The sequence below is a fragment of the Novosphingobium resinovorum genome, assembly GCF_027922145.1.
Taxonomy (GTDB): Bacteria; Pseudomonadota; Alphaproteobacteria; order Sphingomonadales; family Sphingomonadaceae; genus Novosphingobium; species Novosphingobium resinovorum.
Genome location: NZ_BSFC01000011.1, coordinates 323,006 through 349,088, shown reverse-complemented (window position 1 = coordinate 349,088; position 26,083 = coordinate 323,006). Strand labels below are relative to the sequence as shown.

The following is a 26,083-nucleotide window of genomic DNA, read 5'->3' as shown; positions in this document are numbered from 1 at the left end:
AATATATGCAACTAAGTCGCAATAGCGATGGACATGATGAACTTGTGCCTTATCTAACCCGCTGACGACATTGCATGAGCGAAGGAGGTCTCGAAGCCATGGAAACCCGCCGCGAATCCGACAGCATCGGTGAAATCGACGTACCCGCCAGTGCCTACTGGGGGGCGCAGACCCAGCGCTCGATCGAGAACTTCCCCTTCGGCGAGACCGAACGCATGCCGATCGCCATCGTCCATGCCCTGGCGCTGGTGAAGCAGGCGGCGGCGCGGGTGAATCGCAAGCACGGGCTCGACGCGAAAGTGGCCGACGCCATCGAGACGGCGGCGCAGGAAGTCGTCTCGGGCAAGCTCGACGACCAGTTCCCGCTGGTGATCTGGCAGACCGGATCGGGCACGCAGTCCAACATGAACGTCAACGAGGTCATCGCGGGCCGCGCCAACGAGATCCTGACCGGCACGCGCGGCGGCAAGTCGCCGGTCCATCCCAACGACCATGTGAACATGGGCCAGTCCTCGAACGACAGCTTCCCCACCGCGCTGCATGTGGCGGCGGCGCGCGCGGCGAACGACAAGCTCTACCCCGCGCTGGCGCAGCTCCATGCCTCGCTTCAGGCCAAGTCCGAGGCGTGGAAGGACATCGTCAAGATCGGCCGCACGCACCTGCAGGACGCGACGCCGGTGACGCTGGGGCAGGAATTCTCCGGCTACGTCCAGCAGTTGCACCTCGCGCGTGGGCGGATCGAACCGGCCGTCTCGGGCGAAGTGAGCGCGCTGGCGCAGGGCGGCACGGCGGTCGGCACCGGGCTGAACGCGGTGCCGGGCTTCGACGTCGATGTCGCGGCCGAACTGGCCAGCCTCACCGGCCTTCCGTTCCGCACTGCCGAGAACAAGTTCGAGGCGCTCGCCTCCAACGATCCGCTGGTGCACCTCTCCTCCACGCTGGCGACGCTGGCGGTAGCGCTGACCAAGATCGCCAACGACGTGCGCTGGCTGGGCTCCGGCCCGCGTTCGGGCCTTGGCGAACTGGACCTGCCCGCGAACGAGCCGGGCAGCTCGATCATGCCGGGCAAGGTCAACCCGACCCAGTGCGAGATGCTGACGATGGTGTCCGCGCAGGTGATCGGCAACCATCAGGCCGCGACCATCGGTGGCCTGCAGGGCGCGTTCGAGCTGAACGTGTTCAAGCCGCTGATCGGCGCGGCGGTGATCCGCTCGATCGACCTGCTTTCGGTCGGCATGGTCAGCTTCGCCGAGCGCTGCGTCGATGGCATCGAGCCCAACCGCGCGCGGATTGCCGAACTGCTCGACCGCTCGCTGATGCTGGTGACCGCGCTGGCGCCCGAAATCGGCTACGACAACGCCGCCAAGATCGCCAAGCACGCGCATGCCGAGGGCCAGACGCTCAAGCAGGCGGCGCTGGAACTGGGGCTGGTGGACGAAGCGACCTTCGACCGCGTGGTGCGGCCCGAAACGATGGTGTGAGTGGCGAAGGGGGGAGGGCGCTTCCCCCCTTTTTTCGTCATTGCGAGCGAAGCGAAGCAATCCAGCGTGGCTTAGTACTGCCCTGGATTGCTTCGCTTCGCTCGCAATGACGAGACTGGAATGGGGTTGGTGCTCTCATTTTTGCAACGATCTGTTCCGATCATTGCGTTTGATCGCGCAGGTCTGGCAAGGCAGTTAGGACCCGGGTGCGGGGCGTGGACTTTGACGGTCGCGCGGCGCACCTTCCTGACCCTTCCGACCGCGCGAGACCATGGCCGAACACCCCGCTAATTCCCCCCGTCCTGAAGTCCCGCAGGGCGAAGCGGAGATCGCCGCCGCGGCTGCCGCGCGCGCCTTGCCGATACTGCCCGAGTGCGCCCCGGGTGTCGCCGCCAATCTTGCGCTGCTGGCGCGCCATGCCCGCACGATGCGCGACGAACCGGCATGAGGTCGATCGCGCAAACCGCCGCTGCCGTGCGCGCCGGGACGCTTAGCGCCCGCGCCATGGTGGAAGATGCGCTGATCGCCCTGGTCGCCGACGAGCATGTAGCCGTCACCCGCGTCCTGCACGACCGTGCCCGTGCCGAGGCCGACGCGATCGATGCGATGGTGGCTGCCGGGCGCGATCCGGGGCCGTTGGCGGGCGTGCTCTATGGTGTGAAGGACCTGTTCGACCTCGCAGGGCTGCCGACCACGGCAGGCTCCACGATCTACGTCGATGCCGCCCCCGCCACGTCCGACGCCGAGGCAGTGGCCAGGCTCAAGGCGGCGGGCGCGATCTGCCTCGCCACCCTCAACATGGACGAGTTCGCCTACGGCTTCGCGACGATCAACGCGGCTTACGGCACGACCCGCAATCCTCACGATCCCTCCCGCCTCGCAGGCGGTTCCTCGGGCGGCTCGGCTGCGGTCGTCGCGGCCGGGCTGCTCGCTTTCGCGCTGGGATCGGACACCAACGGTTCGATCCGCGTGCCCGCCAGCTTGTGCGGGCTCTATGGCCTGAAACCCACGCACGAGGGCCTGCCGCTGGGCGGCGTGTTTCCCTTCGCCGAGAGCTTCGACGACATCGGCCCCTTCACCCGCTCGGTGGAGGATATGGCGCTGGTCTGGCAGGTACTCGCAGGGCGCGAGCCCGCAAGCCGCAGCGAGTTTCGCATCGCCCGCCTCGGCGGCCGTTTCCGCGAGAACGCGCAAGGCGAGCAGCTTGCCGCCATCGATGCCATCGCGCCCGATGCGCCGCTGATCGAACTGCCCGAGATCGCGCGCGCGCGCTCCGCCGCCTTCATCATCACCGCGCACGAGGGCGGCATGCTCCACCGCGAGGCGCTGGCGGCGAACGCAATGGGCTTCGACCCGCAGGTCCGCGACCGCCTGCTCGCCGGTGCCCTGCTGCCCGATGCGCTTTACGAGGAGGCGCAGGCTTTCCGAGCCGAATATCGCGCCCGGATCGAGGCGCTGGTGGCTGACTACGACGTGCTGCTCGCCCCGGCGACGCCGACTTTCGCGCCGCCGATCGCCGATCCGCGCATCCTGATCGATGGCGCGCTGTCTCCGGCGCGAGCGGATCTGGGCATTCATACCCAGCCGATCACCTTCACGGCATTGCCGTCGCTGGCGGTTCCGCTCTACCGGCCGGGCATGCTGCCGATCGGCCTGCAACTGATCGGCGGACCAGGGCGAGAGCCCGACCTGTTCGCCTTCGCCGCCATGCTCGAAGCGAACGGGACGATCGGATTTTCCATGCCGCTGGGGGCGGCGCGTATTATTGCGCCGCCTGTGGCGGCGAGGGGGTAACAGGCGTGACGCAGACCGCAACCACCATCGATGCATCGGAGGTCGTGCCTTCGGGCAAACTGGACCGCTACTTTGCGCTGACCGCGCGTGGCACCACCGCGCGCACGGAAGTGCTGGCGGGCATGACCACGTTCCTGACGATGGCCTACATCGTGCTGGTCAACCCGGCGATCCTGGGCAGCGCGGGCATGCCGGTCGCCTCGGTGGCGGCGGCGACGTGCTTTGCGGCGGCCTTCGCCTCGATCCTGATGGGCTTCGTGGCCAACACCCCGCTGGCGCTGGCGCCGGGCATGGGGCTGAATGCCTACTTCAGCTTCACCGTCGTGCAGCAGATGGGCGTGCCCTGGCCGGTGGCGCTGGGCTGCGTATTCATTTCGGGCGTCGCTTTCCTGCTGCTGACGCTGACGGGCATCCGCCAGCTGATCGTCACCTCGATCCCGCAGTACCTCTTCGCGGCGGTGGCGGGCGGCATCGGTCTGTTCATCGGCTTCATCGGCCTCAAGGATTCCGGCATCGTGGTCGCCAACCCGGCGACGTTCGTGGCGCTTGGCGACCTGAAGGCGCCCGGAGCGGCGCTGGCGCTGTTCGGCCTGCTGGTCATCGGCGCGCTGTCGGTGTGGAACGTGCGCGGAGCGATGCTGGTGGGCATCCTCGCCACCACCGTGGTTGGTTGGATCGCGGGTATGGTCTCGATCAGCCCCGAACCGTACTCGCTCTCGGCGCTGACCGGCACCGCGTTCCAGCTCGATCTTGCGGGCGTCTTCGGGCTTTCGGGCAAGCATGGCCTCGGCCTGCTGGAAATCCTGTTCGTCTTCCTCTTCGTCGACCTGTTCGACAATATCGGCACCCTCGTCGCCGTCACCAAGCGCGCCGGGCTGATGGACGCGGCAGGCCGCATTCCGGGTCTCAACCGCATCCTGGTGACCGACGCTGTCGCCACGATGGTCGGCTCGATGGCGGGCACCAGCACCGTCACCAGCTATGTCGAGAGCGCCGCGGGCGTGCAAGTGGGCGGGCGCACCGGCCTGACCTCGGTGGTGACCGGCGTCTTGTTCCTGGCAATGATGTTCGTCGCGCCTTACGCGCAGGTGATCCCGCTGGCCGCGACCGCGCCCGCGCTCATCATCGTCGGCGGCCTGATGCTGCTGCCGCTGACCGAAGTGGAATGGGAAGACCCGCTCGCGGCGATCCCCGCGTTCCTGACGGTAGCGATGATCCCGCTGACGTTTTCGATCGCCAACGGCCTTGCCTTCGGCATCACCGCCCACGCCGTGCTCAAGATCGTGCGCGGGACCATCACGAAGAAGGACGGCTTCCTGCTGGTCCTGGCGCTGCTGTTCGTCGCCCGTTTCGTGTGGATGGGCGGCGCCTGATGCGCGCCGTCATCGCCTCGGCTCTTGCACTCGTCGCCCCGTGCCTCGCTGGGCCTGCGCAGGCGGACGAGCGGCTGGACCTCATCCCCCGTACCCTGGTAATGACGGCCTATCAGCCCGAATGGAACGCGCTGGTCCATGCCGTGAGCGAGCGGAAGGAATATAGCCTCAACGGCTCGACTTACCTGACCGGTACGCTGGAGGGCAAACCGGTGCTGCTGATGCAGAGCGGCGTGTCGATGGTGAACGCGGCGATGAACACGCAGCTGGTGATCGACCGCTTCTCCGTGAAGCGCATCGTCTTTTCCGGCATCGCGGGCGGCGTCGATCCCTCGCTGACGATCGGCGACGTCATCGTGGCGGAGGACTGGGGCCAGTATCTGGAAGTCAACTTCGCGCGCAAGAACGGGCGCAAGGGCTGGAAATCGCCGGAGGCCGTCCTGCCCGAAGCGCCCGGCAACTGGAACTTCATCTTCCCGCGCGGGGTGACGGTTCCCAACGCGGCGACCCCGCCCAGGCGGTTCTTCACCTTCGCGATGGACCCGGCGCTGCTCGACCTCGCGCGCAAGGTAGCGCCGACGATCGCGATGGAACGCTGCGTCCCGCCTTCGGAGCACCAGCTTCCCGGCAGCGAACTGTGCCTCGCCAAGCCGCCCAAGGTCGTCGTCGGCGGCACCGGGGTCAGCGCCGGGGTCTATGCCGACAATGCCGAGTTCCGAGAGTATCTCTACAAGGCCTGGCACGCCCGCGTGCTCGACATGGAGAGCGGCGCGGTGGCGCAGGTCGCCTATGCCAACCAGGTGCCGACGATCGTGTTCCGATCCTTGTCGGACCTTGCCGGCGGCGACAAACATAAGAACATGGAGGACACGTACGAGCGCCTTGCCTCGGTGAACTCCGCCCACGTGGTGCGCGCCTTCGTGGCGGCGCTTCCGGACTGAGAGGTTCCATGCAGACCGTAACTGCCCAAAACGGCATCGCCACTGCGCCGCACTTCCTTGCCGCGCAGGCGGGCCGCGACGTGCTTGCCGACGGCGGCAATGCGGTGGAGGCGTGCGTCGCCATCGCCGCGACGCTGGCCGTCGTCTATCCGCACATGACCGCGATCGGCGGCGACGGCTTCTGGGTCATCCGCGAGCCGGACGGCACCGTGCACTCGATCCACGGCTGCGGCGGCGCGGCGGCGACGGCCGACCTGTCGCTCTATGCCGGGCTGGAGGCGGTGCCGACGCGCGGGCCTCTGGCGGCGAATACGGTGGCGGGCACGATCTCCGGCTGGGCGGCGGCGCTGGAGGCGGAGTACTGCACGCTGCCGCTGGAGCGCCTGCTGCGCGATGCGATTGCCCATGCCGAGAACGGCGTGGCCGTGACCAAGGGCGGCGCGGCCATCGCGGCAGGGAAGGGCGACGAACTGCGCGGCCAGCCCGGCGCCTACGCCGCGACCTTCGAGCCGGAAGGCCGCCCGCTGGACGAGGGCGATACGCTGCGCCTGCCCGCGCTGGCGCAGACCCTGCGTAAACTGGCCGCGAACGGGCTACAGGATTTCTACACCGGCGAACTGGCCGCTTTGATCGCGGCCGATCTGGAAGCGCTCGGCAGTCCCGTCTCCGCCGCGGACCTCGCCGCGCACACGGCGACCCGGCCGGACCCGCTGCATACGCGCGTCGGTGGTGCGACGCTCTACAACGCGACGCCGCCGACGCAGGGCTTCGCCTCGCTGCTGATCCTGGCGCTGTTCGACCGGCTCAAGGCCGATGCCCCCGAAGGCTTCGACCACGTCCACGGCCTTGTCGAGGCGACCAAGCAGGCGTTCCTGCTGCGCGACGTGCATGTCGGCGATCCGGCGCACACGGACTTCGACTTTCAGGCGCTGCTCTCCGACCCCGCCGCGCTGCACGAACTCGCGGCGCGGATCGATCCGGCCAAGGCGCTGGAATGGCCGCAGCCGCCGCAGTGGGGCGATACCTGCTGGTTCGGCGCCGCCGATGCCGAGGGGCGGGTGGTGTCGTGCATCCAGTCCACCTATTTCGAGTTCGGCTCGGGCCTCGTGCTGCCGCAGACCGGCATCACCTGGCAGAACCGGGGCAGCTCGTTCCGTTTGGCCGAGTCCGGCTGGAATGCCCTGAAGCCCGGACGCAAGCCGTTCCATACGCTCAACCCGGCACTGGCGGTGTTCGAGGACGGGCGCGTCATGGCCTATGGCACGATGGGCGGCGAGGGCCAGCCGCAGACGCAGGCGGCGCTGTTCACGCGCTATGCCCGCTTCGGCATGGACCTGCAGGACGCCATCAGCGCCCCGCGCTGGCTGCTGGGCCGGACCTGGGGGGACGTCACGACCTCGCTCAAGCTGGAGGACGGTTTCGACGAGGGGCTTTACGCGCAGCTCACCGATGCTGGCCACGACGTCGAGCGCGTCGGTGGCCTGACTGCGACGATGGGGCATGCGGGCGCTGTGGTGCGGCTTGCTGAAGGGGCGTTCGAAGGCGCGAGCGATCCGCGTAGCGATGGCGAGGCGGCGGGATGGTGAGCGACATCCCTAGCGGCGCTCGTGCCGTCGCGCGGTGCGACGAACTGCGCGTCGCGCCCTACAGCGACATGGAGGGCGGCCTGTTCCGCGCCTACCTTACCCCGGCTTATGCCGCCGCGCAGGAGCAAGTGGCCGGGTGGATGGAGGCCGCAGGCATGCGCGTCCATATCGACGCCGCCGCCAATCTGGTGGGTCGCTATGACGGCCACCTCGGCCATGCCCCGGCGCTGGTGATCGGCAGCCACCTCGATTCCGTGCGTGACGCAGGGCCTTACGACGGGCCGCTGGGCATCATGCTCGGTATCGAGGCGGTCGCCGCGCTCCATGCCGAAGGGCGTAGACTGCCGTTCCCGATCGAGGTCTATGCCTTCGGGGACGAGGAAGGATCGCGCTTTCCCGCCGCGATGCTGACGAGCCGGGCGGTGGCCGGGACGCTCGATGCCGCCGCGCTCGATATCACGGATACGGCGGGCGTGACGCTGGCCGAAGCGCTCGCCACCACGCCAGACTATCTCACTGCCGCCCGCGCGGCCGATACCACGCTGGCCTACCTCGAGGCGCATATCGAGCAGGGGCCGGTGCTGGAGGCGGACGACCTCGCGGTGGGCACCGTCACCGGCATCGCCGCGCAGCTGCGCTACCGCGTCACCGTCAAGGGCATGGCCGGGCACGCGGGCACCGCGACGATGCGCCTGCGCCGCGATGCGCTGGCGGGTGCGGCGGCGATGGTGCTGGCGGTGGAGCAGATCGCCCGCGCGGACAACTCCGACGTCGTCGCCACCGTCGGCGTGCTGGAGGCGCTGCCTGGCGCCCCCAACGTCATCCCCGGCGAGGTCCGCTTCACTATCGACGTCCGCTCGGGCGCGGAAGAACGGCGCGACGCGGTGGCTGAGGCGATCCTCGCGCGGATCGAGGAAATCGCCGAGGCGCGCGCGCTGGAATTGGCCGTCAGCCTGATCCACGACCTTGCCGCCAGCCCCAGCGACCCTGCGCTGATGGACATGATGGACGATGCGCTCGCAGCCACCGGGCAGCCGGTGCGTCGTCTGGTGTCGGGCGCCGGGCACGATGCCATGAACATGGCCGCGCTGTGCCCCACTGTCATGCTGTTCATCCGGTGCCGCGAAGGCATCAGCCACAATCCGGCCGAGCATGTCGAGCCTGCGGACGCGGAGATCGCGTTGCGGGTAATGCTCGGCTTCATCGATCGTCTTGGAGAATCCTTTGTCGCTTGATTCGCAGCTCTTTGGAGAGATCGACCCGCCCCAGCGCCTGCTGATGGGTCCGGGGCCGATCAATGCCCACCCGCGCGTGCTGCGGGCGATGAGCGCCGACCTGCTCGGCCAGTTCGATCCCGAGATGACCGGTTTCATGAACCAGGTCATGGCGCTCTACCGCCCGATCTTCGGGACGCAGAACCAGTGGACGATGCTGGTCGACGGCACCGCCCGCGCCGGGATCGAGGCGGCGCTGGTCAGCCTCGTCGCGCCGGGCGACGTGGTGCTGGTGGTCAACTTCGGCCGTTTCGGCCTGCTGCTGACGGAAATCCTCCAGCGCATCGGCGCGGTGATCGAGACGGTCGAGGCGCCCTGGGGCGAAGTCGTGCCGATGGATCGCATCGCCGAGGCCATCGCCCGCTGTCACCCCAAGATCGTGGCGACCATCCACGGCGACACCTCGACGACGATGGCGCAGCCGCTCGAAGGCTTCGGCGAACTGTGCCGCCGGGCGGGCGCGCTATCCTACGTCGATGCCACCGCGACGATCGGCGGCATGGAACTGGCGGCGGATCGCTGGGATGTCGATGTGGTCACCGGCGGCCTGCAGAAGTGCCTCGGCGGCCCCTCCGGCTCGGCCCCGATCACGATTTCGGACCGCGCCGCCGAGCACATCGGCAAGCGCCGTCATGTGGAGCAGGGCATCCGCGTCGCCGGAACGGTCGATGGTGCCGGCCCGCGCATCGGCTCCAACTACTTCGACCTCGCGATGATCATGGATTACTGGTCCGAAAAGCGCCTGAACCACCACACCGAGGCGACCTCGATGCTCTATGCCGCCCGAGAATGCGCGCGCATCGTGCTGGGCGAGGGGCTTGAGGCGCGCTATGCCCGCCATGCCTCGGCGGGCCGGGCAATGACGGCGGGCCTGCGCGCGATGGGGCTGACGGTGTTCGGCGACGACCGCTATCGCATGACCAACGTGACCGGCGTGTACATCCCCGAGAGCGTCGATGGCGAGGCCGTGCGCGGGGCCATGCGCGAGCTGTTCGAGATCGAGATCGGCACCGCTTTCGGCCCGCTTCAAGGCAAGATCTGGCGCATCGGCGCGATGGGTTACAACGCGATGAAGCACAAGGTGCTGCTGACGCTGGCAGCGCTGGAATCATGTCTGGTGATGCAGGGATTCGCGTTGCCGATGGGCGAGGCGGTTCCGGCGGCCATCGCGGCGTGGCCCGAAGGCGAAGGCGCATGAGGATGCGTCATCTGGCGTCGTCCCGGCGCAGGCCGGGACCGGTGGCGGTCTTTAGGCACGCTCTTTCGGCGGGGCCGCAGGCGTCCGCAGCGCGCTGGGCTGTTCACGGCCAGCGGTCCCGGATCAAGTCCGGGATGACGACGGTATGACCCGCGACCTCATCGGCTACGGCCAGACCCCGCCCGACCCGCAGTGGCCGAACGGTGCCCGCGTGGCGGTGCAGTTCGTCGTCAACTACGAGGAAGGCGCCGAGAACTCGGTGCTGAACGGCGACAAGGGCTCCGAGGCGTTCCTGTCCGAAATGGTCGGCGCGGGCAGTCACCCGGACCGGGCGATGGCGATGGAGAGCCTCTACGAATACGGCAGCCGCGCCGGGTTCTGGCGCCTGCATCGCCTGTTCACCGAGCGCGGCCTGCCCATCACCGTCTTCGGCGTGGCCAAGGCCATGGAGATGAACCCCGAGGCGGTCGCGGCGATGCTCGCGGCGGACTGGGAGATCGCCAGCCATGGCCTGCGCTGGATCGATTACCAGTACCAGCCCGAGGAAGTCGAACGCGCGCACATCGCCGAGGCCATCGCGCTCCACGAAAAGCTCACCGGCCAGCGCCCGCTCGGCTGGTATCAGGGCCGCACCTCGCCCAATACCGCGCGGCTGGTGGCCGAGGAGGGCGGCTTCACCTACGACGCGGACAGCTACGCCGACGACCTGCCTTACTGGGACACCCGGTACGACAAAGCTCAGCTGATCGTGCCCTATACCCTCGACGTCAACGACATGAAGATTGTCGCGCTCAACGGCTTCACCGAGGGCGAGCAGTTCTTCCGCCACATGCGCGACACCTTCGACCAGCTGCGCGAGGAGGGCGGGCGGATGATGTCGATCGGCCTCCACGCCCGCATCGCCGGCAAGCCCGGCCGCGCGCGGTGGCTGGCGCGGTTCCTCGATCATGTCACCGCCAGCGGCGACGCCTGGGTGGCGCGGCGCATCGACATCGCGCGGCACTGGATGGAGGTGCATCCTTATGCGGATTAATGACCCTGTCCTCCTCGCCGAAGTCACCCACGCCTTCCACGCCTACGAGACGGCGCTGATGGCGGACGATATCCCGGCGATGGACGCGCTGTTCCACGATGCCCCCACCACCAACCGCTACGGCGTGGGCGAAGTGCTCTATGGCATCGAGGAAATCCGCGCGTTCCGAAAGGGACGCGGCGGGTCTCCGCAGCGCAAGCTGGGCCGCGTGGCGATCACCGTCTACGGCGATACCTTCGCCACCGCCGATGCCGAATTCTTCCGCGAAGGCTCCGATCACCGAGGGCGCCAGACTCAATCATGGGTGCGCTTCGCAGACGGCTGGAAGGTCGTTTCCGCTCACGTCAGCCTTGAGGGGAGCACATCGTGACCGCCTTGTTCGAACATAGCCCTTGGGTGGAGGAGCGCGCCGACGCGCGGCCGTCTTCCGGCGATCGTCATGCCGATCTGATGGCGGTGCTGCACGCCGCCAGCCCTGACGAGCAGCTTGCCCTGATCCGCGCGCACCCCGAACTCGCGGGCAAGGCCGCGATCGACCGCACCCTCACCGAGGCCAGCACCGCCGAGCAGGCCAGCGCCGGGCTCGACCGCCTGACCCCTGAGGAATACGCCGAGTTCCACCGCCTGAACGCCGCTTACCGCGCAGCGTTCGACTTTCCCTTCATCATCTGCGTGCGCCTGACCGACAAGGCGGGTATCCTCGCCGCGATGGACCGCCGCCTCGCCAACGACCGCGAGACCGAAGTGGCCACCGCGCTGGAGCAGATCGGCGAGATCGTCCGCCTGCGCCTGAAAGACATGACATGAACGATGCAATCGGCCTTCCCGCCCTCGAGGCGCAGCTTGCCCGCGAGCTGGAGCTGATCGGCTTCGCTCGCCCCGAATGGGTGCGACCGCGCGCGGTAGAGGGCGCGCCGGTGCTCGATGTCGCGGTCATCGGTGGGGGGCAATGCGGCCTCTCCGCCGCGCTGGGCCTGAGGCGCGAGGGCGTGACCAACGTGCGCGTGTTCGACGAGAACGAGGCCGGGTTCGAAGGGCCCTGGGAAACGTATGCGCGCATGGTCACGCTGCGTACGCCCAAGCATCTCAACCCGATCGATTTCGGCGTGCCCTCGCTGACCTACCGCGCCTGGTGGGAAGCGCAGCACGGGCTCGCCGGCTGGCAGGCGGTCGACAAGATCGCGCGCGGCGACTGGATGGAATATCTGCGCTGGTATCGCCGCGTGCTTGACCTGCCGGTGGAGAACGGCGCGAAGCTGCAGCGGATCGAGCCGGTCACGGCGCATGGCGTGCATTGCCTGCACTTCGCTGACGGCAGCGTGGCGCTGGCGCGCAAGGTGGTGCTGGCCACCGGCATCCAGGGCGGCGGCGAATGGCACACCCCGGCGATGGTGCGCGACAACCTGCCCCGGCACTTGTGGGCGCACACCAGCGAGCCGATCGACTTCGCGGCACTGCACGGCAAACGCATCGGCGTGCTGGGCGGCGGCGCCTCGGCCTTCGACAACGCCAACTTCGCCCTGACGCAGGGCGTGGCGGCGGCGGAAGTGTTCATGCGCCGCAAGGAACTGCCCCGCATCAACCCGATCCGCTTCATGGAGCGCGTCGGCTTCACCGCTCGCTACCCGGCGCTGGACGATCAGACCAAATACGCGGCAATGGACGCTTTCCTCGGTCACAACCAGCCGCCGACGAACGACACCTTCGAGCGCGCGGCGGCATGGCCCGGCTTTGCCCTGCACCTCGGCGCGCCTTGGCTGGACGTGAAGGAACATGACGGGTTGGTCCGTGTCACGACGCCGCACGGGCATCACGACTTCGACTTCGTCGTCGTCTCCACCGGTCTCCTCAGCGATCCCGGCCTGCGTCCCGAACTGGCGGACGTGGCCGACCTCATCGCCCGCTGGTCCGATCGCGTGACGCCTCCGGGCAAGCCCAATGCGCTCATCGATGCTCACCCTTATCTCGGCAACGCTTTCGAGTTCCTGCCGCGCGATGGAGTGGACGGCGCGCCGCTGCACGGATTGTTCGCGTTCAACTATTCGGCGCTGGTGAGCCTGGGGCTCTCGGCCTCGGCACTGTCGGGCCTGCACAATGCGCTGCCCCGGCTGGTCAAGGGCGTGGCCGACCAACTCTTCCTCGACGACCGGGAGGCTCTGGTGGCCGACTTTCTCGACTATGACGAGCATGAATTTCTCGGCCAGTGGCCGCGCGAGGAGGAGACGGTCGCATGAGCAGTCTGTCCACGCACGTCCTCGATACGACTCACGGCGCTCCCGCGACGGGGATTTCCCTGTGTCTCGAAACCGGGTCGGGCACGATCCTGTTCACCGGCGAGACCAATGCCGACGGCCGCTGCCCGGGTCTCCCGGCGCTGCCGACCGGCACGTATCGCCTGACTTTCGCGGTGGCCGCCTATTTCCGGGGCAAGGGGATCAAGCTGCCCGAGCCGCCGTTCCTCGATCATGTCTCGATCGATTTTGGCATTGCCGACCCCGATGCGCATTACCACGTACCGCTGCTGGTCTCGCCTTTCGGCTACTCGACCTACCGGGGCAGCTGACGTGCCGGTGCGCTTCCTTCTTGATGGCGAAGTGGTCGAACTGGACACGGTCGATCCGACCGCGACGGTGCTCGATCATCTGCGCTACACGATGCGGCGCACCGGAACCAAGGAAGGTTGCGCCGAGGGAGACTGCGGTGCCTGCACGGTGCTGGTCGGCGCGCTGGAAGGCGAGGGCGTGGCATGGCGCGCGGTCAATTCCTGCATCCAGTTCCTGCCGATGCTGGACGGCAAGGCGGTTATGACCGTCGAAAGCCTCAAGGACGATACCGGCACGCTCAATGCCTTGCAGGAGACGATGGCCTGCAACGGGAGTTCGCAGTGCGGCTTCTGCACGCCGGGATTCGTCATGTCGCTGCACGGCCGCACCATCGGCGCGCGCGGCTGCGATCTGCCGGTAGAGGATGTGATCGCGGGCAACTTGTGCCGCTGCACCGGCTATGGTCCGATCATCGAGGCCGGGGAAGGTGCCGGATCTTGCGAGCAGGACGATACGAGGGTGATCGCCGCGCTCAAGGCGCTGGAGGGCAGCGCTTCGGGCGAGTGGCGGGGCCGCCGCTGGTTCGCGCCGCGCACCTGCGATGAACTCGCTGCATTGCTGGCCGAACATCCCAACGCGCGTTTGGTGGCCGGAGCTACCGACGTGGGCCTGTGGGTCACCAAGGGCCTGCGCGATCTGGGCACCGTGATCTTCCTGGGCGGCATCGCCGAACTCGCGGCGATCGAGGAAAGCGCCGATGCGCTGACCCTCGGTGCGGGCGTGCGTTACGCCGATGCACATGCGGCGATGGCTCGATTGCATCCGGACCTCGGCGAACTCGTGCGCCGCATCGGGGGGCTTCAGGTACGCAACGCCGGGACCGTGGGGGGCAATATCGCCAACGGTTCGCCGATCGGCGATGGCCCTCCGGCGCTCATTGCACTCGGTGCCGAACTTACGCTGCGCAGCATGGCGGGGCGGCGGACGATGGCGCTGGAGGACTACTTCCTCGCTTACGGCAAGCAGGATCGGCAGCCTGGCGAGTTCGTCGAATCCGTGCGTATCCCGCGCCCTCCGGCGGATACGGTGATCCTGATTTCCAAGCTCTCGCGCCGGTTCGACAGCGACATCTCGGCGGTCTGCGGCGCCTTCGCGCTGCGTGTAGAGGACGGCGTGATCGAAGAGGCGCGCGCCGCGTTCGGCGGCATGGCGGCGACTCCAAAGCGGGCCGGCACGTGCGAGGCCGCGCTGATCGGCCAGCCTTTTGCCGAAGCCACGTTCACCGCCGCTGCCGAAGCGCTGAAAGCGGACTTCGAACCCCTGACCGACGTGCGCGGCTCCTCCGCCTACCGCGTCGAGGCCGCTGCGAATCTCCTACGTCGTCTCTGGCTGCGCTCGCAGGGCGTCGCGACTTCCGTGCTGGAGGCTGTCGATGGCTGAGCGCGATCCCGCCTGGAAGGTGCTGCCCAAGCCCTCGCATCCGCACGACAGCGCGCGGCTCCATGTCGCGGGCGAGGCGCGCTATGCGGACGACCTGACCGAACCTGCGGACATGCTGCACCTCGCCTTCGGCCAGTCGAGCGAGGCGCGCGCGCGGATCGTCTCGATGGACTTGTCCGAGGTGCGTGCGTCTCCCGGCGTCGTCGCAGTCTATACTGCCGCCGACATTCCCGGCGCGAACGACGTCAGTCCGGTAGCGGGCGACGACCGGCTGCTCGCCGATGGGGAAGTCATCACCCACGGGCAGGCGGTGTTCCTCGTCGCCGCGACCAGCCAGCGCGCGGCCCGCATCGCCGCGCGTCTCGGCCGCATCGCGTACGAACCGCTCCCAGCCGCGCTCACGGTCGCCGAGGCGCAGGCTGCCGGATCGCACATCGAGCCCGCGCAGCGCATGGCCCGGGGCGATGCTCCTGCCGCGCTGGACGCCGCGCCTCACCGCCTCTCGGGCCGCTTCGCCATGGGCGGACAGGACCATTTCTACCTTGAGGGCCAAGTCTCCGTCGCGACACCGGGCGAGGACGGGCAGGTCCACGTCCTGTGCTCCACCCAGCACCCGAGCGAGGTCCAGCACCTCGTCGCGCACATGTTGCACGTATCGTCCGCCGACGTGACGGTGGAGGTGCGGCGCATGGGCGGCGCGTTCGGCGGCAAGGAGACGCAGGCCGCGCTGTTCGCCGCCGCCGCCGCGCTCGTTGCCAGCAAGACCGGTCGCCCCGCCAAGTTCCGCGTCGATCGCGACGACGACATGGTCATGACCGGCAAGCGCCATCCCTTCGATGTCGCCTACGAGGTCGGCTTCGACGACGCGGGCCGTCTGCTGGCGCTGTCGCTGCACCTTGCCTCGGCGTGCGGGGCGACGGTGGACTTGTCCCCGGCGATTAACGACCGCGCGATGTTCCATTCGGACAACTGCTACTTCCTGCCCGACGTCGAAGTCGTGTCCGAGCGTTTGAAGACCAACACCGTCTCGGCCACCGCCTTCCGCGGCTTCGGTGGGCCGCAGGGCATGCTGGCTATCGAGCGCGTGATCGACGACGTGGCGATGGCGCTGGGCCGCGACCCGCTCGATGTGCGGGTGCTGAACCTCTACGGTCCGGGGCGCGAGACGACGCCATACGCGATGACCGTCGCCGACAACGTCGCCCCGCAACTCATTGCCCGGCTGCGGCAGACGTCGCGCTACGATGAGCGGGTGAAGGCCGTGAAAGCGTTTAACGCCGCCAATCCCGTTCTCAAGAAGGGCATCGCGCTGACGCCGGTGAAGTTTGGGATCAGCTTCACCACCACCCATCTCAACCAGGCGGGCGCGCTCGTCCACGTTTACGCCGACGGTTCGATCCAGGTGAACCACGGCGGCACCGAGATGGGGCAGGGCCTCTACACCAAGGTAGCGCGCGTGGTGGCCGACGTCTTCGCGGTGCCGATGGAGACCATCCGCATCACCGCGACGCGCACTGACAAGGTGCCCAATACCTCCGCTACGGCGGCCAGTTCCGGCGCGGACCTCAACGGCATGGCGGCGCACAATGCGGCGATGACGATCCGCGACCGGCTGACGGATTTCCTCGCCCGCACTTACAGCTTGGAGGAAGGCGAGGTGCACTTCACCCCCGGCGGCGTGATCGTCGGCGCGGAGACGCTGGATTTCGCGCAAGTCGCGCGCAAGGCGCATATCGGGCGCGTGTCGCTGTCCTCGACCGGCTATTATGCGACGCCGGGGATCGAATACGATCGCTCGGTCTTCAAGGGCCGTCCGTTCTACTATTTCGCTTATGGCGCGGCGGTGAGCGAGGTCGTGATCGATACCCTGACCGGCGAGCATAAAGTCCTGGCCGTCGACATCATTCACGACGTCGGCCGATCGCTGAACGCGGTGATCGACAAGGGCCAGATCGAGGGCGGGTTCATCCAGGGGCAGGGCTGGCTGACGACCGAGGAACTGGTCTGGGACGCCAAGGGGCGCTTGCTGACGCACAGCCCCGCGACGTACAAGATCCCCACCGCCTCCGACCGGCCCAGGCATTTCACCGTGACCTTGTGGGACGGCGAGAACGTCGAGCCGACCATCAACCGTTCCAAGGCGGTGGGCGAGCCGCCGTTCATGCTGGCGATCTCGGTTTTCTCGGCGCTGAACCGCGCCGTTGCCGCGACCGTGCCCGGCAAGCGCGCGTTGCCGCAGCTCGACGCGCCCTGTACGCCTGAGCGCATCCTCAAGGCGATCGCGGCGTTTTCGGCATGACGCAGTGGATCGGTTGGCTGCGGCGGCTGGACCGGACGGTCCCGACCGCGATGGTGTCCGTGCTCGCCAGCGAGGGCTCGGCCCCGCGCGGGGCGGGCACGCGGATGCTCGTTACTGCGCAGGGACAGGAAGGGACCATCGGCGGCGGCCAGTTGGAATACCGCGCGGTCGAGCAGGCGCGCGCAATCCTGGGTCATGCGCCGGGCACGTGGAGGGTGCAGGACTATCCGCTTGGCCCGCTGCTGGGGCAATGCTGCGGCGGCCGGGTGCGGGTGCTGGTGGAGCATCTCGACACCGGGGCGCTCGACTGGCTGCATGACGCCGAGCCCGGCCGGATGCTGGTGACCAGCTTTGCCGAAGACGCCGTGGAACGCCGCGTGTTCGAGCGTGAAACGGTCACCCGCCAGTCCGCGCGCGGCGACAGGCCCGAAGTTGGCGCCCGCATCGTCGAGCCAGTGGGCGAGCGGCCGCGCCCGGTCTACCTGTTCGGTGCGGGCCATGTCGGGCAGGCCATCGCGCGGCACATGATCGGGTTGCCGCTGCAACTCGCATGGTTCGACACCCGGCCCGAGCAGGCGCATATCGACGGTGTGACCTTGGTCGCCGAGGAGGACATCGCGCACTGCGTCGCCGAGGCTCCGGCCGATGCCGCCGTGCTGATCCTGACGCACGATCATCCGCTGGACTATCATCTGACGCTGGCGGCGCTGAGGCGTGCCGAGTTGCCGGCTTTCGTCGGCCTCATAGGCTCATCCACCAAGATCGCCCGTTTCCGGTCGCGACTGGCGGCGGACGGAATTTCACCGGAGGCGCTGGAGCGCCTCACCGCGCCGATCGGCGTGCCCGGCGTCTCCGGCAAGGAGCCGGACGTGATCGCCATCGCGGTCTGCGCGCAGCTGCTGCAATTGAGAGGAAAATGATGAGTACCGCCAAGTTCCTCCCCCAATGGGGGAGGGGGACCATGCGAAGCATGGTGGAGGGGCACGCGCCAGACCGGCTGTCCTTGAAGGTCAGTGCGACCCCGCCGGTGCCCCTCCACCACCCTGCGGGTGGTCCCCCTCCCCGTACCGGGGAGGAACGATGATCCGCGCCTATCGCGCCGAACTGCTCTCGGTCCCGCATGACGCGCCCGATGCCGTGCGCCATGAACCCGACGGCCTGCTCGTCGTCGAGGATGGCGTGGTCATCGCGCGCGGCGCTTACCCGGACCTCGCGGACAAGTATCCCGATGTCGAAATGCTGCCCGGCCTCGTCGTGCCCGGCTTCATCGACGCGCACGTCCATTACCCCCAGACCGACCGCATCGCCTCCTACGGGGAACAGCTTCTCGACTGGCTCGACAAGCACATCTTCCCGGCGGAAAAGGCGTTCGCGGACAAGGCCCACGCCGATGCCGTGGCGGCGTTCTTCCTCGACGAACTGCTGCGCAACGGAACCACCAGCGCGCTGGTCTATCCCACCGTCCACGAACAGTCGGTCGATGCCCTGTTCGAGGCCGCGCTGGAGCGGCGAATGCGCATCGTTTCCGGCAAGGTGCTGATGGACCTCGGCCCCGAAGGCCTGCAGGATACCGTCGCTTCGGGACGGGCCGAAACCGAGGCGCTGATCCGGCGCTGGCGCGGGCGGGGCAGACTGGGCTACGCGGTGACCCCGCGTTTCGCGCTCGCCTCCAGCGATGCGCAGCTGGCCGACGCAGGCGCGCTTCTGGCCAAGCATCCCGACGTGCTGATGCACACGCACTTGTCGGAGAACGTCCACGAAGTCGCCGCTGTCGCCGCGCGGTTCCCGGACAGCGCCGACTACCTCGATGCTTACGACCGCTTCGGACTGGTAACGCCGCGCTCGGTCTTCGCGCACGGCATCCACTTGTCCGACCGGGCCTGCTCGCGCCTGCACGAGAGCGGCGCGGGCGTGGCGGTCTGTCCTTCGTCCAACCTGTTCCTTGGGTCCGGACACTTCAACTTCGGACAGGCGGACCGGCACGCGCTGCGGCTGGGCCTGGGCACCGACGTCGGGGCGGGCACGTCGTTCTCGATGCTGCGCACAGCGGGCCTCGCCTACCAGGCCGCGCTGGCCCGCGAGGACCGGCTCGATCCGTTCCGCGCGCTCTATCTCGCCACGGCGGGAAGCGCCTCGCTGCTGCACATCGCCGACCGCGTGGGCGCGCTGGAAGTGGGGCAGGAGGCCGACTTCGTCGTGCTCGACAGCGCCGCCACGCCGCTGATGGAGCGACGGACAGAAGACGCGGACCTTGCCACGCGGCTCTTCGCACTCCAGATCCTCGGCGACGAGCGCGCCATTTCCCGTACTTACCTGCTGGGCGAATGCGCGTACAAAAGGACACCATGACCGATCTTGCCCAGTTTATCGCCGGCCTCCCCAAGGCCGAATTGCACCTCCACATCGAAGGCAGCCTCGAGCCCGAACTGATGTTCGCGCTGGCGCAGCGCAACAACGTCGCCATTCCTTACGCCTCGGTGGAGGAGGTGCGCGCCGCCTACGACTTCTCGAACCTGCAGGATTTCCTCGACATCTATTACGCGGGCGCCGACGTGTTGCGCACCCGCGCGGATTTCCATGACCTCGCGATGGCGTACTTCACGCGCGCCGCGGCGGACGGCGTTGTCCATGCGGAGATCATGTTCGATCCGCAGACCCACACCGATCGCGGCATTCCCTTTGCCGAAGTGATCGAGGGCCTGTTGTCGGCAATGGCGGCGGCCGAGACCGAATTCGGCCTGACGTCGCAGCTTATTCTCTCGTTCCTGCGCCATTTGCCGGAAGAGGCCGCCTTCGCCACGCTGGAGATGGCCGAGCCCTGGCTGGGCAGGATCGCGGCGGTGGGGCTCGACAGTTCGGAAGTCGGCCACCCGCCCGCCAAGTTTGCCCGCGTCTTCGCGGCGGCGCGCGAGAAGGGCCTCAAGATCACCGCCCATGCCGGAGAGGAAGGCCCGCCCGCCTACGTCCACGAGGCGCTGGACCTGCTCGGCGTCGACCGCATCGACCACGGCAACCGCGCGCTGGAAGACGAGGCGCTGGTTGCGCGCCTCGCGGCCGAGGGGATCACGCTGACGGTCTGCCCGCTGTCCAACCTCAAGCTCTGCGTGGTGAAGGACCTTGCTGATCATCCGCTAGACCGGATGCTGGCGGAGGGCTTGAAAGCTACGGTGAATTCCGACGATCCGGCCTATTTCGGCGGATACGTGGCGGACAACTACCGCGCTGTGGCTGAGGCGAGGGGGCTTTCGCGCGATGACCTAGTGACGCTGGCGCGCAACAGCTTCACCGGCTCTTTCCTGCCGCAGGAGATGGTCGCACGGCATGTCGAGCGGCTGGAGGCTTACGCCGCAGGGTGAGCGCGAAATGGCGCGAGGCGGTCGAGCACAGTGGAATACTGTCGGTTCTTGTCGCCTTCGATGCGCGGGTCGCGGGGACGTTTCCGCTCGGCATCGCCGTGCCCGGCAGTGACGTCGATGTCCTCTGCCATGCGCCTGACGCCGGGGAGTTTTCCCGCGTGGTATGGGGTGCTTTCGCGGGCGCTGCGGACTTCGCGATGCATCAGTGGCTGCGTGACGAGCGGGCGGTGGTCGCGGTCTTCACGATCGACGGGGTGCCGTTCGAGCTGTTCGGCTCGCCGGTGCCGGTCGATGCGCAAGTCGGGTGGCGGCATTTCGAGATCGAGCGCCGGCTTCTCGATGAGCGCGGGCCGGAGTTTCGCGCTTCCGTAATGGCGGCGCGGGCGGCCGGGATGAAGACCGAGCCCGCCTTCGCGCACGTGCTTGGGCTGGCGGGTGATCCTTACGCGGCGGTGTTGAATATTACCGAAACCTGAGCCCTTGTCGTCATTGCGAGCGAAGCGAAGCAATCCAGGGCAGTGCTACTCCGCCCTGGATTGCTTCGCTTCGCTCGCAATGACGAAGTAGCGTTTCGTTCAAACGTCCTGCGCGCCGAGCCAGTGCTCGTTTTCGGGCGGGACGAAGTTGACGATCCGATCGATCATCGCCTCGGGGTCCTTCTCGACGATCAGCATCGCGCGGTGGCGCGGCTGGAGGAAGCCTTCCTCCACCACGTTGTCGATGAACTGGCCCAGCCCCGAGTAGAACCCGTTCACGTCAAGCAGGCCCACCGGCTTGTTGTGATAGCCGAGCTGCGTCCAGCACCACGCCTCGAACATTTCCTCGAACGTGCCGATGCCGCCGGGCAGGGTGACGAAACCGTCCGAGAGATTGGCCATCATCGCCTTGCGCTCGTGCATGGTCTTGACGACGTGAAGCTCGGTGATGCCCTGGTGGTCGTGCTCGCGCGCGCGCAGGGCCTCGGGGATGACGCCGATGACTTCGCCGCCCGCCGCGCAGGCCGCGTCCGCGACCACGCCCATCAGGCCGACCATGCCGCCGCCGTAGACGAGGCCGATGCCGCGCTTGGCCAGCAGCGTGCCGAACTGGTGCGCAGCTTCGCGATACAGGGGATTAACGCCCGCAGAGGAGCCGAGATAGACGCAGATCCGCATGATCAGCCAAGCCTCTCGGGGACCGAGCGCGCTTCCTCGACGATGGCGTCCTTGGTGCCGACCGATTCCCACGGGAACACGAACCAGCGCTTGTCCTCGTCACGGTCGATGGCGTCGACGTAGAGTTCGGCGACCGCCTTGGAACGGGTGTTATTGATCAGCACCGCGAAGCGCAGGTTTTCGGCGTCGCAGCCGTTGTCGCCCAGCAGATTGCGGATGTACTCGATGGTGCCGCCGCTGTCGTTGATGTCGTCGACGAAGAGCAGGCGCTTGCCCTCGGCGGTCATCCCTGCGACCTTGCCGAGCAGTTCGTCGGCAAAGCCGGGAACCTTGGCCGAGTGGTCGATCGACAGCATCGGCACTTCGAGCTGGTGCGAGATGTAGACCGCCGGCACGAGGCCGCCGCGGCCGACGCCTATGATGAATTCGGGCTGCCATTCGCCTTCGCGGATCTTGCGCGAGAGCACGCGGACTTTGGCGAGGAAGTCCTCGTAGTATTCGAGGTAATGCAGTTGCGGTTCTTCGGTCTGGCTCATGCGGAGCGAATCCTGTCCGGCGATGTCGGGAAAGGTGTGCCGATAGGGACACTATGGCGCAAGGGCAACCGGGTGAGCAGCATCATGCGTCGTTCTCTTCCGTCGAGAGCATCGATTCCACATAGCTGAGGCCCGCGAACCCGTTCTCGATCTCCGACAGAACGAGACTGGCCGCATAGGAAGGGGTGCGTGCGGAGTTGGTACAGAGCGCCAGCGTCATCGGCCGCAGCAGCGCGTCGGAGATGCGGGTGAAGGATACCTGGCCCGCTTGCACTTCGGTGATCACGTCGAGTGAGGACAGGATACCCACGCCCGCTCCGGCCTGCACCAGCGAGGCGATCATCTGGATGTTGTCGGAGGTCGCGATCCGGCTCATGTCCATGCCTGTCGTGCCTTCGAGGACGGCGATCTGCTGGCTGATCGCCAGAACTTCGGCCGGGACGATCAGCGGCTCGCCGATGGCGGCGGAGAAGCGGGCCTCGGACAGTTCGCCCAGCGGGTGCCCCGGCGGCGTGATGAAGCCGAGAACCACTTCCACGAAGGCGCGTACCGTCAGGTCGCGGTAGCTGTGCGGTTCGAACAGGATGCCGAAATCGACTTCGCCGCTGGCGACGGCTTTGCGGACTTCGTCGTTGGCCTGGACCTTCACGCCGACGGTAATGCCCGGATACCGTTCCTGCACCGAGCGGACGACCGAGGGAATGTAGCCCTTGGCCAGCGCGTCGATGATGGCGAAGTCCACGTGACCGCGTTTGAGCCCGCGCAAGTCCTCTATCTGCGCGCGGATGTCCTGCATGTTCTTCTGCCAGCGGTTGCCCGCCGCCATCATGATCTCTCCCGCCGCCGTCAGGCGCAGGCCGGTGGGCAGGCGCTCGAACAGAGGTGTGCCGATCTCCGCCTCGACGTTGAGGATCTGGCGGGCGATGGCCGAGGCCGAGACATTGAGCTCGTCGGCGGCCTTGCGGATCGAACCGTGGCGGCCGACGACCATGAAATAGCGCAGAAAACGGGAAAAGGCGGGCATGGCGACTTTAGACCTGCTCTAATTTTTGCAACGGACCGTGGGATTCATTGCGTTTGCTAGCACTATCTCCTGTGCCGTACCACCGCTAGCAATACCGGAAGGTGCGATCCGACGAACGCGATTTCCCGATCCTCTCCCTACAGGGGGATCGTCGGTCGCCGGAGCCGCACTTTTGGTAAGGGGGCGCGCCGGTGCCGGGTGAATCCACCGAACCTGCGCGGGTGCGCCCCCCGTTCTCGGGGTTCTAGTTACAATGATTGCTTATCGATCCGGCCGCCCCTTGAGGGCTTCCTTGCGTGCGCTGGCGCTTGCTGCAGCAGCGGGCCTGCTTGCGCCCGTCGCTGCGGCAGCGGCCGAGCCTGCGCTGCCGGAAATTCCCAAGGTCACGCCGATTCCGGTGAAGGTCATCGTCGTCGCCACGTTCGAACCGGGTGAGGACAAGGGCGATGCCCCCGGCGAATTCCAGGCCTGGGCCGAGCGCGAGCATCTCGACGAGGTGATCCCGGTCAAGGGCACGCTCCACCCGCTGCGCCGCAATGCGGACGGGCTCTACGGCATGGTCTGGGGCAGCCCGGACACGATGATCGGCAGCGTGTCCGACCAGCTGACCGCGCTGCTGATGGACCCGCGCTTCGATTTCACGAAGACGTACTGGCTGTTCACCGGCATCTCCGGCGTCGATCCGCAGTTGGCCTCGGTCGGCAGCGCGGCGTGGTCGCGCTGGGTGGTCGACGGCGACAAGCTGCGCGAGTTCGACGACCGCGAAGTGCCGAAGGACTGGCCTTATGGCTTGTTCGCGATCGGCGCCGACAAGCCGAACACTCTGCCCGGAGCCACTCAGGACTTCGCCGGCTTCACGGACACCCGCAAGCTGTCGATGTCGGCCGAGCTGAATCAGGGGCTCGCTTACTGGGCCTATGGTCTCAGCAAGGACATGAAGATCCCGGACTCGCCGGAGCTTCAGGCCGACCGCGCGCGCTGGAAGGGCTGGCCCAATGCGCAGAAGCCGCCGTTCGTGCTGATGGGCGAGACCTTGGGCGGCCTGCGCTACTGGCATGGTCCGAGCCGCACGCAGTGGGCGCGCGACTGGGTCAAGCTGTGGACCGGCGGCAAGGGTCGCTTCGCCATGACCAACATGGAAAGCCAGATCCAGCAGGGCTCGATCCTGATCGCGGCCAAGAACGGTCTGGTCGATGCGAACCGTGTCATGGTGCTGCGCACGGGCTCCAACCCTTCGATGCCGCCTCCGGGCGTCTCGGCGGTCGAGAGCGTCGCCAACGAAGGCGCGGGCCAGAAGGCCGCGTTCGAGGCGAACTATCTCGTCGGCGCGCCGGTCGTGCACGAACTGCTCAAGCACTGGGACAAGTACGAGAACGCGGTGCCGGAGGCCCCCGTACCGTGAGGCGCCTCGTTTCCACCTTGCTGACGACGCTGGCCTTGCCTCTCGCGGCTCCGGCCGCGCATGCGGACGAGGCGGCGGCGTCTGCCATGCTCGACGAAATGGCGGGCAATGCCGGGCGGCTGCGCGTGTTCCTGCAGGCGATGCCCAAGGGCGGCGATCTGCACAACCACCTCGGCGGTTCGGTCTATGCGGAGGACTTCCTCAAGGTCGCCGCCGCCAAGGGCATGTGCGCGGACGAGGGGATTACCCGCATCGTGCCGGGGCCGTGTCCCGCCGAACTCCAGATCGGTCCGATGGCCGAGAAGGACCCGTTCACTTACGCGAAGCTGATCGACGCGATCTCTACGCGGGGCTTCCAGAAGGGCATCGGCCCGGCTCTGGTCTCCGGCCACAACCAGTTCTTCTCCAGCTTCCGCAAGTTCGGTCCTGCGGCGGACGGCGAAGACGCGCGCTGGCTGGCCGACGCCTTCGCCAGCGCGGGCCGCAACAACCTCGTCTACGTCGAACTGATGCACAATCCGGACAGCACGACGCCGTTCATGCTGTCCGCCCCGAATGCACCGCTCGACGTCGACGGCATCGCCGCCGCCTACAAGCGCGACCTTCCGGCGGCTCAGGCGTTGGTCGCGCCGGCTATCGCGGAAGTGGACGAGGAGGAAGCCTTCGCGAAGAAGCGCCTCGGCTGCAGCACGAAGGCGGCCGATCCGGGCTGCGGCGTCGCGATGCACTACATCTACTCGGCCATGCGCGGATTGCCGCGGCAGGTCGTGTGGCGCTCGATGCTCGCGGGCTTCGTGCTGGCGGACAAGGACCCGCGCTTCGTCGGCGTCAACATCGTCATGCCCGAGGACGATCCGGTCGCCTTGCGCGACTACGACCTGCACATGGCGATGTTCCGCTTCCTCGGAGCGAAGTATCCCAAGGTCAACGTCACCATGCATGCAGGCGAACTCGCGCTCGGGCTGGTGCCGCCCAAGGATCTCGAGGACCATATCGGCAAGGCCATCGCCTCGGGTGCCAAGCGCATCGGCCACGGCGTCGACATTGCCTATGAAGTCAACGCCCCGGAAACCCTCGCCCGCATGGCGCGGGACGGGATCGGGGTGGAGATCAATCTCACCAGCAACGCCGTGATCCTGGGCGTGGAGGGCGGCGTCCATCCGCTGCACCTCTACCGCTCGATGGGCGTGCCGGTGATGCTCTCCACCGACGACGAGGGCGTGCTGCGTTCCGACATGACCAACGAGCATGTCCGCGCGGTGCAGCAACAGGGGCTGCACTACGCCGACCTCAAGGAACTGGCGCGCAACAGCCTGGAATATTCCTTCGCGCCGGGCGCGAGCCTGTGGGCGGACCGCCGCTATGGGGCAGTGGTGGCGCCGTGCGCGACGGATTTCGCGGCCGGGTCCTGCAAGACATTTCTCGCAAAGAACGAGAAGGCCACGCTGCAGGCACGGCTGGAGATGAACTTCGACCGGTTCGAGCGCTCGCTCGACCGGTTCAAGGCCAGACAGGGAGCGGCGGGGGACTGAGTTTCCTTGCCGCGATCGCGGATGCTTGCCGTCAAAGCAACGGCACACCGTAAACAGGGACTGCACAGGGAAGTGCGGGAGAGGAGGGACACAACAGCACGCGGCGGGCGGCAAGGA

Annotated in this window: 24 protein-coding genes; 21 read left to right on the top strand and 3 right to left on the bottom strand. The window is 67.6% G+C overall.

Going from position 1 to position 26,083, the window contains the following annotated elements; genetic code table 11:
- Window positions 1–98: 98 nt before the first annotated feature.
- The 19 genes from fumC to PKE80_RS06540 all read left to right on the top strand — a co-directional run bounded on the left by fumC (window position 99) and on the right by PKE80_RS06540 (window position 20,794).
- Window positions 99–1,481 (top strand): class II fumarate hydratase, encoded by a 1,383-nt coding sequence (gene fumC, locus PKE80_RS06630; protein ID WP_370424211.1) that lies wholly within the window; start codon window positions 99–101, stop codon window positions 1,479–1,481.
- A 271-nt stretch (window positions 1,482–1,752) separates the two neighbouring features.
- Entirely contained in the window at window positions 1,753–1,929 is a 177-nt protein-coding gene (locus PKE80_RS06625; RefSeq protein WP_271181813.1) for a DUF4089 domain-containing protein, read from the top strand.
- Window positions 1,926–3,275 carry an AtzE family amidohydrolase gene (locus PKE80_RS06620; protein WP_271181812.1) on the top strand — a complete coding sequence of 450 codons (1,350 nt, stop codon included), beginning with the start codon at window positions 1,926–1,928 and terminating at the stop codon, window positions 3,273–3,275. Before PKE80_RS06625 ends, PKE80_RS06620 begins: the two co-directional genes overlap by 4 nt.
- Before the next feature lie 5 nt (window positions 3,276–3,280).
- Window positions 3,281–4,648: an NCS2 family permease gene (locus PKE80_RS06615; RefSeq protein WP_271181811.1), complete on the top strand. Its 1,368-nt coding sequence runs from the start codon at window positions 3,281–3,283 to the stop codon at window positions 4,646–4,648.
- Window positions 4,648–5,589, top strand: coding sequence for a 5'-methylthioadenosine/S-adenosylhomocysteine nucleosidase (locus tag PKE80_RS06610; RefSeq protein WP_271181810.1), 942 nt, complete (start codon window positions 4,648–4,650; stop codon window positions 5,587–5,589). Before PKE80_RS06615 ends, PKE80_RS06610 begins: the two co-directional genes overlap by 1 nt.
- Before the next feature lie 8 nt (window positions 5,590–5,597).
- Window positions 5,598–7,175 (top strand): gamma-glutamyltransferase family protein, encoded by a 1,578-nt coding sequence (locus tag PKE80_RS06605; protein ID WP_271181809.1) that lies wholly within the window; start codon window positions 5,598–5,600, stop codon window positions 7,173–7,175.
- Window positions 7,169–8,410, top strand: a complete 1,242-nt coding sequence (locus PKE80_RS06600; protein ID WP_271181808.1) for an allantoate amidohydrolase — start codon at window positions 7,169–7,171, stop codon at window positions 8,408–8,410. The genes PKE80_RS06605 and PKE80_RS06600 overlap by 7 nt, the downstream gene beginning before the upstream one ends.
- Entirely contained in the window at window positions 8,400–9,647 is a 1,248-nt protein-coding gene (gene pucG, locus PKE80_RS06595) for a (S)-ureidoglycine--glyoxylate transaminase (RefSeq protein WP_507763579.1), read from the top strand. The genes PKE80_RS06600 and pucG overlap by 11 nt, the downstream gene beginning before the upstream one ends.
- A gap of 145 nt (window positions 9,648–9,792) precedes the next feature.
- Window positions 9,793–10,680, top strand: coding sequence for an allantoinase PuuE (gene puuE, locus PKE80_RS06590; protein ID WP_271181807.1), 888 nt, complete (start codon window positions 9,793–9,795; stop codon window positions 10,678–10,680).
- On the top strand, window positions 10,670–11,050 hold the full coding sequence (gene hpxZ, locus PKE80_RS06585; RefSeq protein WP_271181806.1) for an oxalurate catabolism protein HpxZ: 381 nt from the start codon (window positions 10,670–10,672) through the stop codon (window positions 11,048–11,050). The genes puuE and hpxZ overlap by 11 nt, the downstream gene beginning before the upstream one ends.
- The gene (uraD, locus tag PKE80_RS06580; protein ID WP_271181805.1) at window positions 11,047–11,487 is read left to right on the top strand and encodes a 2-oxo-4-hydroxy-4-carboxy-5-ureidoimidazoline decarboxylase; all 441 of its coding nucleotides are present in this window, start codon (window positions 11,047–11,049) and stop codon (window positions 11,485–11,487) included. The genes hpxZ and uraD overlap by 4 nt, the downstream gene beginning before the upstream one ends.
- Window positions 11,484–12,914 (top strand): FAD/NAD(P)-binding protein, encoded by a 1,431-nt coding sequence (locus PKE80_RS06575; protein WP_271181804.1) that lies wholly within the window; start codon window positions 11,484–11,486, stop codon window positions 12,912–12,914. The genes uraD and PKE80_RS06575 overlap by 4 nt, the downstream gene beginning before the upstream one ends.
- Window positions 12,911–13,243: a hydroxyisourate hydrolase gene (uraH, locus tag PKE80_RS06570; RefSeq protein ID WP_008832244.1), complete on the top strand. Its 333-nt coding sequence runs from the start codon at window positions 12,911–12,913 to the stop codon at window positions 13,241–13,243. Before PKE80_RS06575 ends, uraH begins: the two co-directional genes overlap by 4 nt.
- 7 nt (window positions 13,244–13,250) lie before the next feature.
- A complete protein-coding gene (gene xdhA, locus PKE80_RS06565; RefSeq protein ID WP_271181803.1) occupies window positions 13,251–14,663 on the top strand; it encodes a xanthine dehydrogenase small subunit in 1,413 nt (470 codons plus the stop codon).
- Window positions 14,656–16,962: a xanthine dehydrogenase molybdopterin binding subunit gene (xdhB, locus tag PKE80_RS06560; protein ID WP_271181802.1), complete on the top strand. Its 2,307-nt coding sequence runs from the start codon at window positions 14,656–14,658 to the stop codon at window positions 16,960–16,962. Before xdhA ends, xdhB begins: the two co-directional genes overlap by 8 nt.
- Window positions 16,959–17,882: a xanthine dehydrogenase accessory protein XdhC gene (xdhC, locus tag PKE80_RS06555; protein ID WP_271181801.1), complete on the top strand. Its 924-nt coding sequence runs from the start codon at window positions 16,959–16,961 to the stop codon at window positions 17,880–17,882. The genes xdhB and xdhC overlap by 4 nt, the downstream gene beginning before the upstream one ends.
- 160 nt (window positions 17,883–18,042) lie before the next feature.
- On the top strand, window positions 18,043–19,311 hold the full coding sequence (gene guaD, locus PKE80_RS06550; RefSeq protein WP_271181800.1) for a guanine deaminase: 1,269 nt from the start codon (window positions 18,043–18,045) through the stop codon (window positions 19,309–19,311).
- Window positions 19,308–20,318 carry an adenosine deaminase gene (locus PKE80_RS06545; RefSeq protein ID WP_271181799.1) on the top strand — a complete coding sequence of 337 codons (1,011 nt, stop codon included), beginning with the start codon at window positions 19,308–19,310 and terminating at the stop codon, window positions 20,316–20,318. The genes guaD and PKE80_RS06545 overlap by 4 nt, the downstream gene beginning before the upstream one ends.
- Window positions 20,315–20,794 carry a DUF4269 domain-containing protein gene (locus PKE80_RS06540; protein ID WP_271181798.1) on the top strand — a complete coding sequence of 160 codons (480 nt, stop codon included), beginning with the start codon at window positions 20,315–20,317 and terminating at the stop codon, window positions 20,792–20,794. The genes PKE80_RS06545 and PKE80_RS06540 overlap by 4 nt, the downstream gene beginning before the upstream one ends.
- Window positions 20,795–20,893: 99 nt before the next feature.
- Here the strand turns inward: PKE80_RS06540 and PKE80_RS06535 are convergent, their stop codons facing one another.
- From PKE80_RS06535 to PKE80_RS06525, 3 genes are all read right to left on the bottom strand, one after another.
- Window positions 20,894–21,472 (bottom strand): LOG family protein, encoded by a 579-nt coding sequence (locus PKE80_RS06535; RefSeq protein ID WP_008832237.1) that lies wholly within the window; start codon window positions 21,470–21,472, stop codon window positions 20,894–20,896.
- Window positions 21,473–21,474: 2 nt separating this feature from the next.
- Window positions 21,475–22,008, bottom strand: a complete 534-nt coding sequence (locus PKE80_RS06530) for a phosphoribosyltransferase (protein ID WP_036522491.1) — start codon at window positions 22,006–22,008, stop codon at window positions 21,475–21,477.
- 82 nt (window positions 22,009–22,090) lie between these two features.
- Complete coding sequence (locus PKE80_RS06525) at window positions 22,091–23,032, bottom strand: LysR family transcriptional regulator (protein WP_008832235.1); 942 nt, start codon at window positions 23,030–23,032, stop codon at window positions 22,091–22,093.
- A gap of 292 nt (window positions 23,033–23,324) precedes the next feature.
- Between PKE80_RS06525 and PKE80_RS06520 the strand changes: the two genes are divergently transcribed.
- Complete coding sequence (locus PKE80_RS06520) at window positions 23,325–24,434, top strand: purine nucleoside permease (protein ID WP_271181797.1); 1,110 nt, start codon at window positions 23,325–23,327, stop codon at window positions 24,432–24,434.
- The gene (locus PKE80_RS06515; RefSeq protein ID WP_271181796.1) at window positions 24,431–25,966 is read left to right on the top strand and encodes an adenosine deaminase family protein; all 1,536 of its coding nucleotides are present in this window, start codon (window positions 24,431–24,433) and stop codon (window positions 25,964–25,966) included. Before PKE80_RS06520 ends, PKE80_RS06515 begins: the two co-directional genes overlap by 4 nt.
- Window positions 25,967–26,083: the final 117 nt, after the last annotated feature.

Bases quoted from the DNA above. Each gene is read 5' to 3' on its own strand.
- PKE80_RS06605 (WP_271181809.1), top strand. From the start codon at position 5,598: ATGCAGACCGTAACTGCCCAAAACGGCATCGCCACTGCGCCGCACTTC.
- PKE80_RS06620 (WP_271181812.1), top strand. From the start codon at position 1,926: ATGAGGTCGATCGCGCAAACCGCCGCTGCCGTGCGCGCCGGGACGCTT.
- PKE80_RS06530 (WP_036522491.1), bottom strand. From the start codon at position 22,008: ATGAGCCAGACCGAAGAACCGCAACTGCATTACCTCGAATACTACGAG.
- PKE80_RS06625 (WP_271181813.1), top strand. From the start codon at position 1,753: ATGGCCGAACACCCCGCTAATTCCCCCCGTCCTGAAGTCCCGCAGGGC.
- guaD (WP_271181800.1), top strand. From the start codon at position 18,043: ATGATCCGCGCCTATCGCGCCGAACTGCTCTCGGTCCCGCATGACGCG.
- xdhC (WP_271181801.1), top strand. From the start codon at position 16,959: ATGACGCAGTGGATCGGTTGGCTGCGGCGGCTGGACCGGACGGTCCCG.
- uraH (WP_008832244.1), top strand. From the start codon at position 12,911: ATGAGCAGTCTGTCCACGCACGTCCTCGATACGACTCACGGCGCTCCC.
- hpxZ (WP_271181806.1), top strand. From the start codon at position 10,670: ATGCGGATTAATGACCCTGTCCTCCTCGCCGAAGTCACCCACGCCTTC.
- PKE80_RS06545 (WP_271181799.1), top strand. From the start codon at position 19,308: ATGACCGATCTTGCCCAGTTTATCGCCGGCCTCCCCAAGGCCGAATTG.
- puuE (WP_271181807.1), top strand. From the start codon at position 9,793: ATGACCCGCGACCTCATCGGCTACGGCCAGACCCCGCCCGACCCGCAG.
- PKE80_RS06610 (WP_271181810.1), top strand. From the start codon at position 4,648: ATGCGCGCCGTCATCGCCTCGGCTCTTGCACTCGTCGCCCCGTGCCTC.
- xdhB (WP_271181802.1), top strand. From the start codon at position 14,656: ATGGCTGAGCGCGATCCCGCCTGGAAGGTGCTGCCCAAGCCCTCGCAT.
- PKE80_RS06600 (WP_271181808.1), top strand. From the start codon at position 7,169: ATGGTGAGCGACATCCCTAGCGGCGCTCGTGCCGTCGCGCGGTGCGAC.
- PKE80_RS06525 (WP_008832235.1), bottom strand. From the start codon at position 23,032: ATGCCCGCCTTTTCCCGTTTTCTGCGCTATTTCATGGTCGTCGGCCGC.
- PKE80_RS06535 (WP_008832237.1), bottom strand. From the start codon at position 21,472: ATGCGGATCTGCGTCTATCTCGGCTCCTCTGCGGGCGTTAATCCCCTG.
- fumC (WP_370424211.1), top strand. From the start codon at position 99: ATGGAAACCCGCCGCGAATCCGACAGCATCGGTGAAATCGACGTACCC.
- PKE80_RS06575 (WP_271181804.1), top strand. From the start codon at position 11,484: ATGAACGATGCAATCGGCCTTCCCGCCCTCGAGGCGCAGCTTGCCCGC.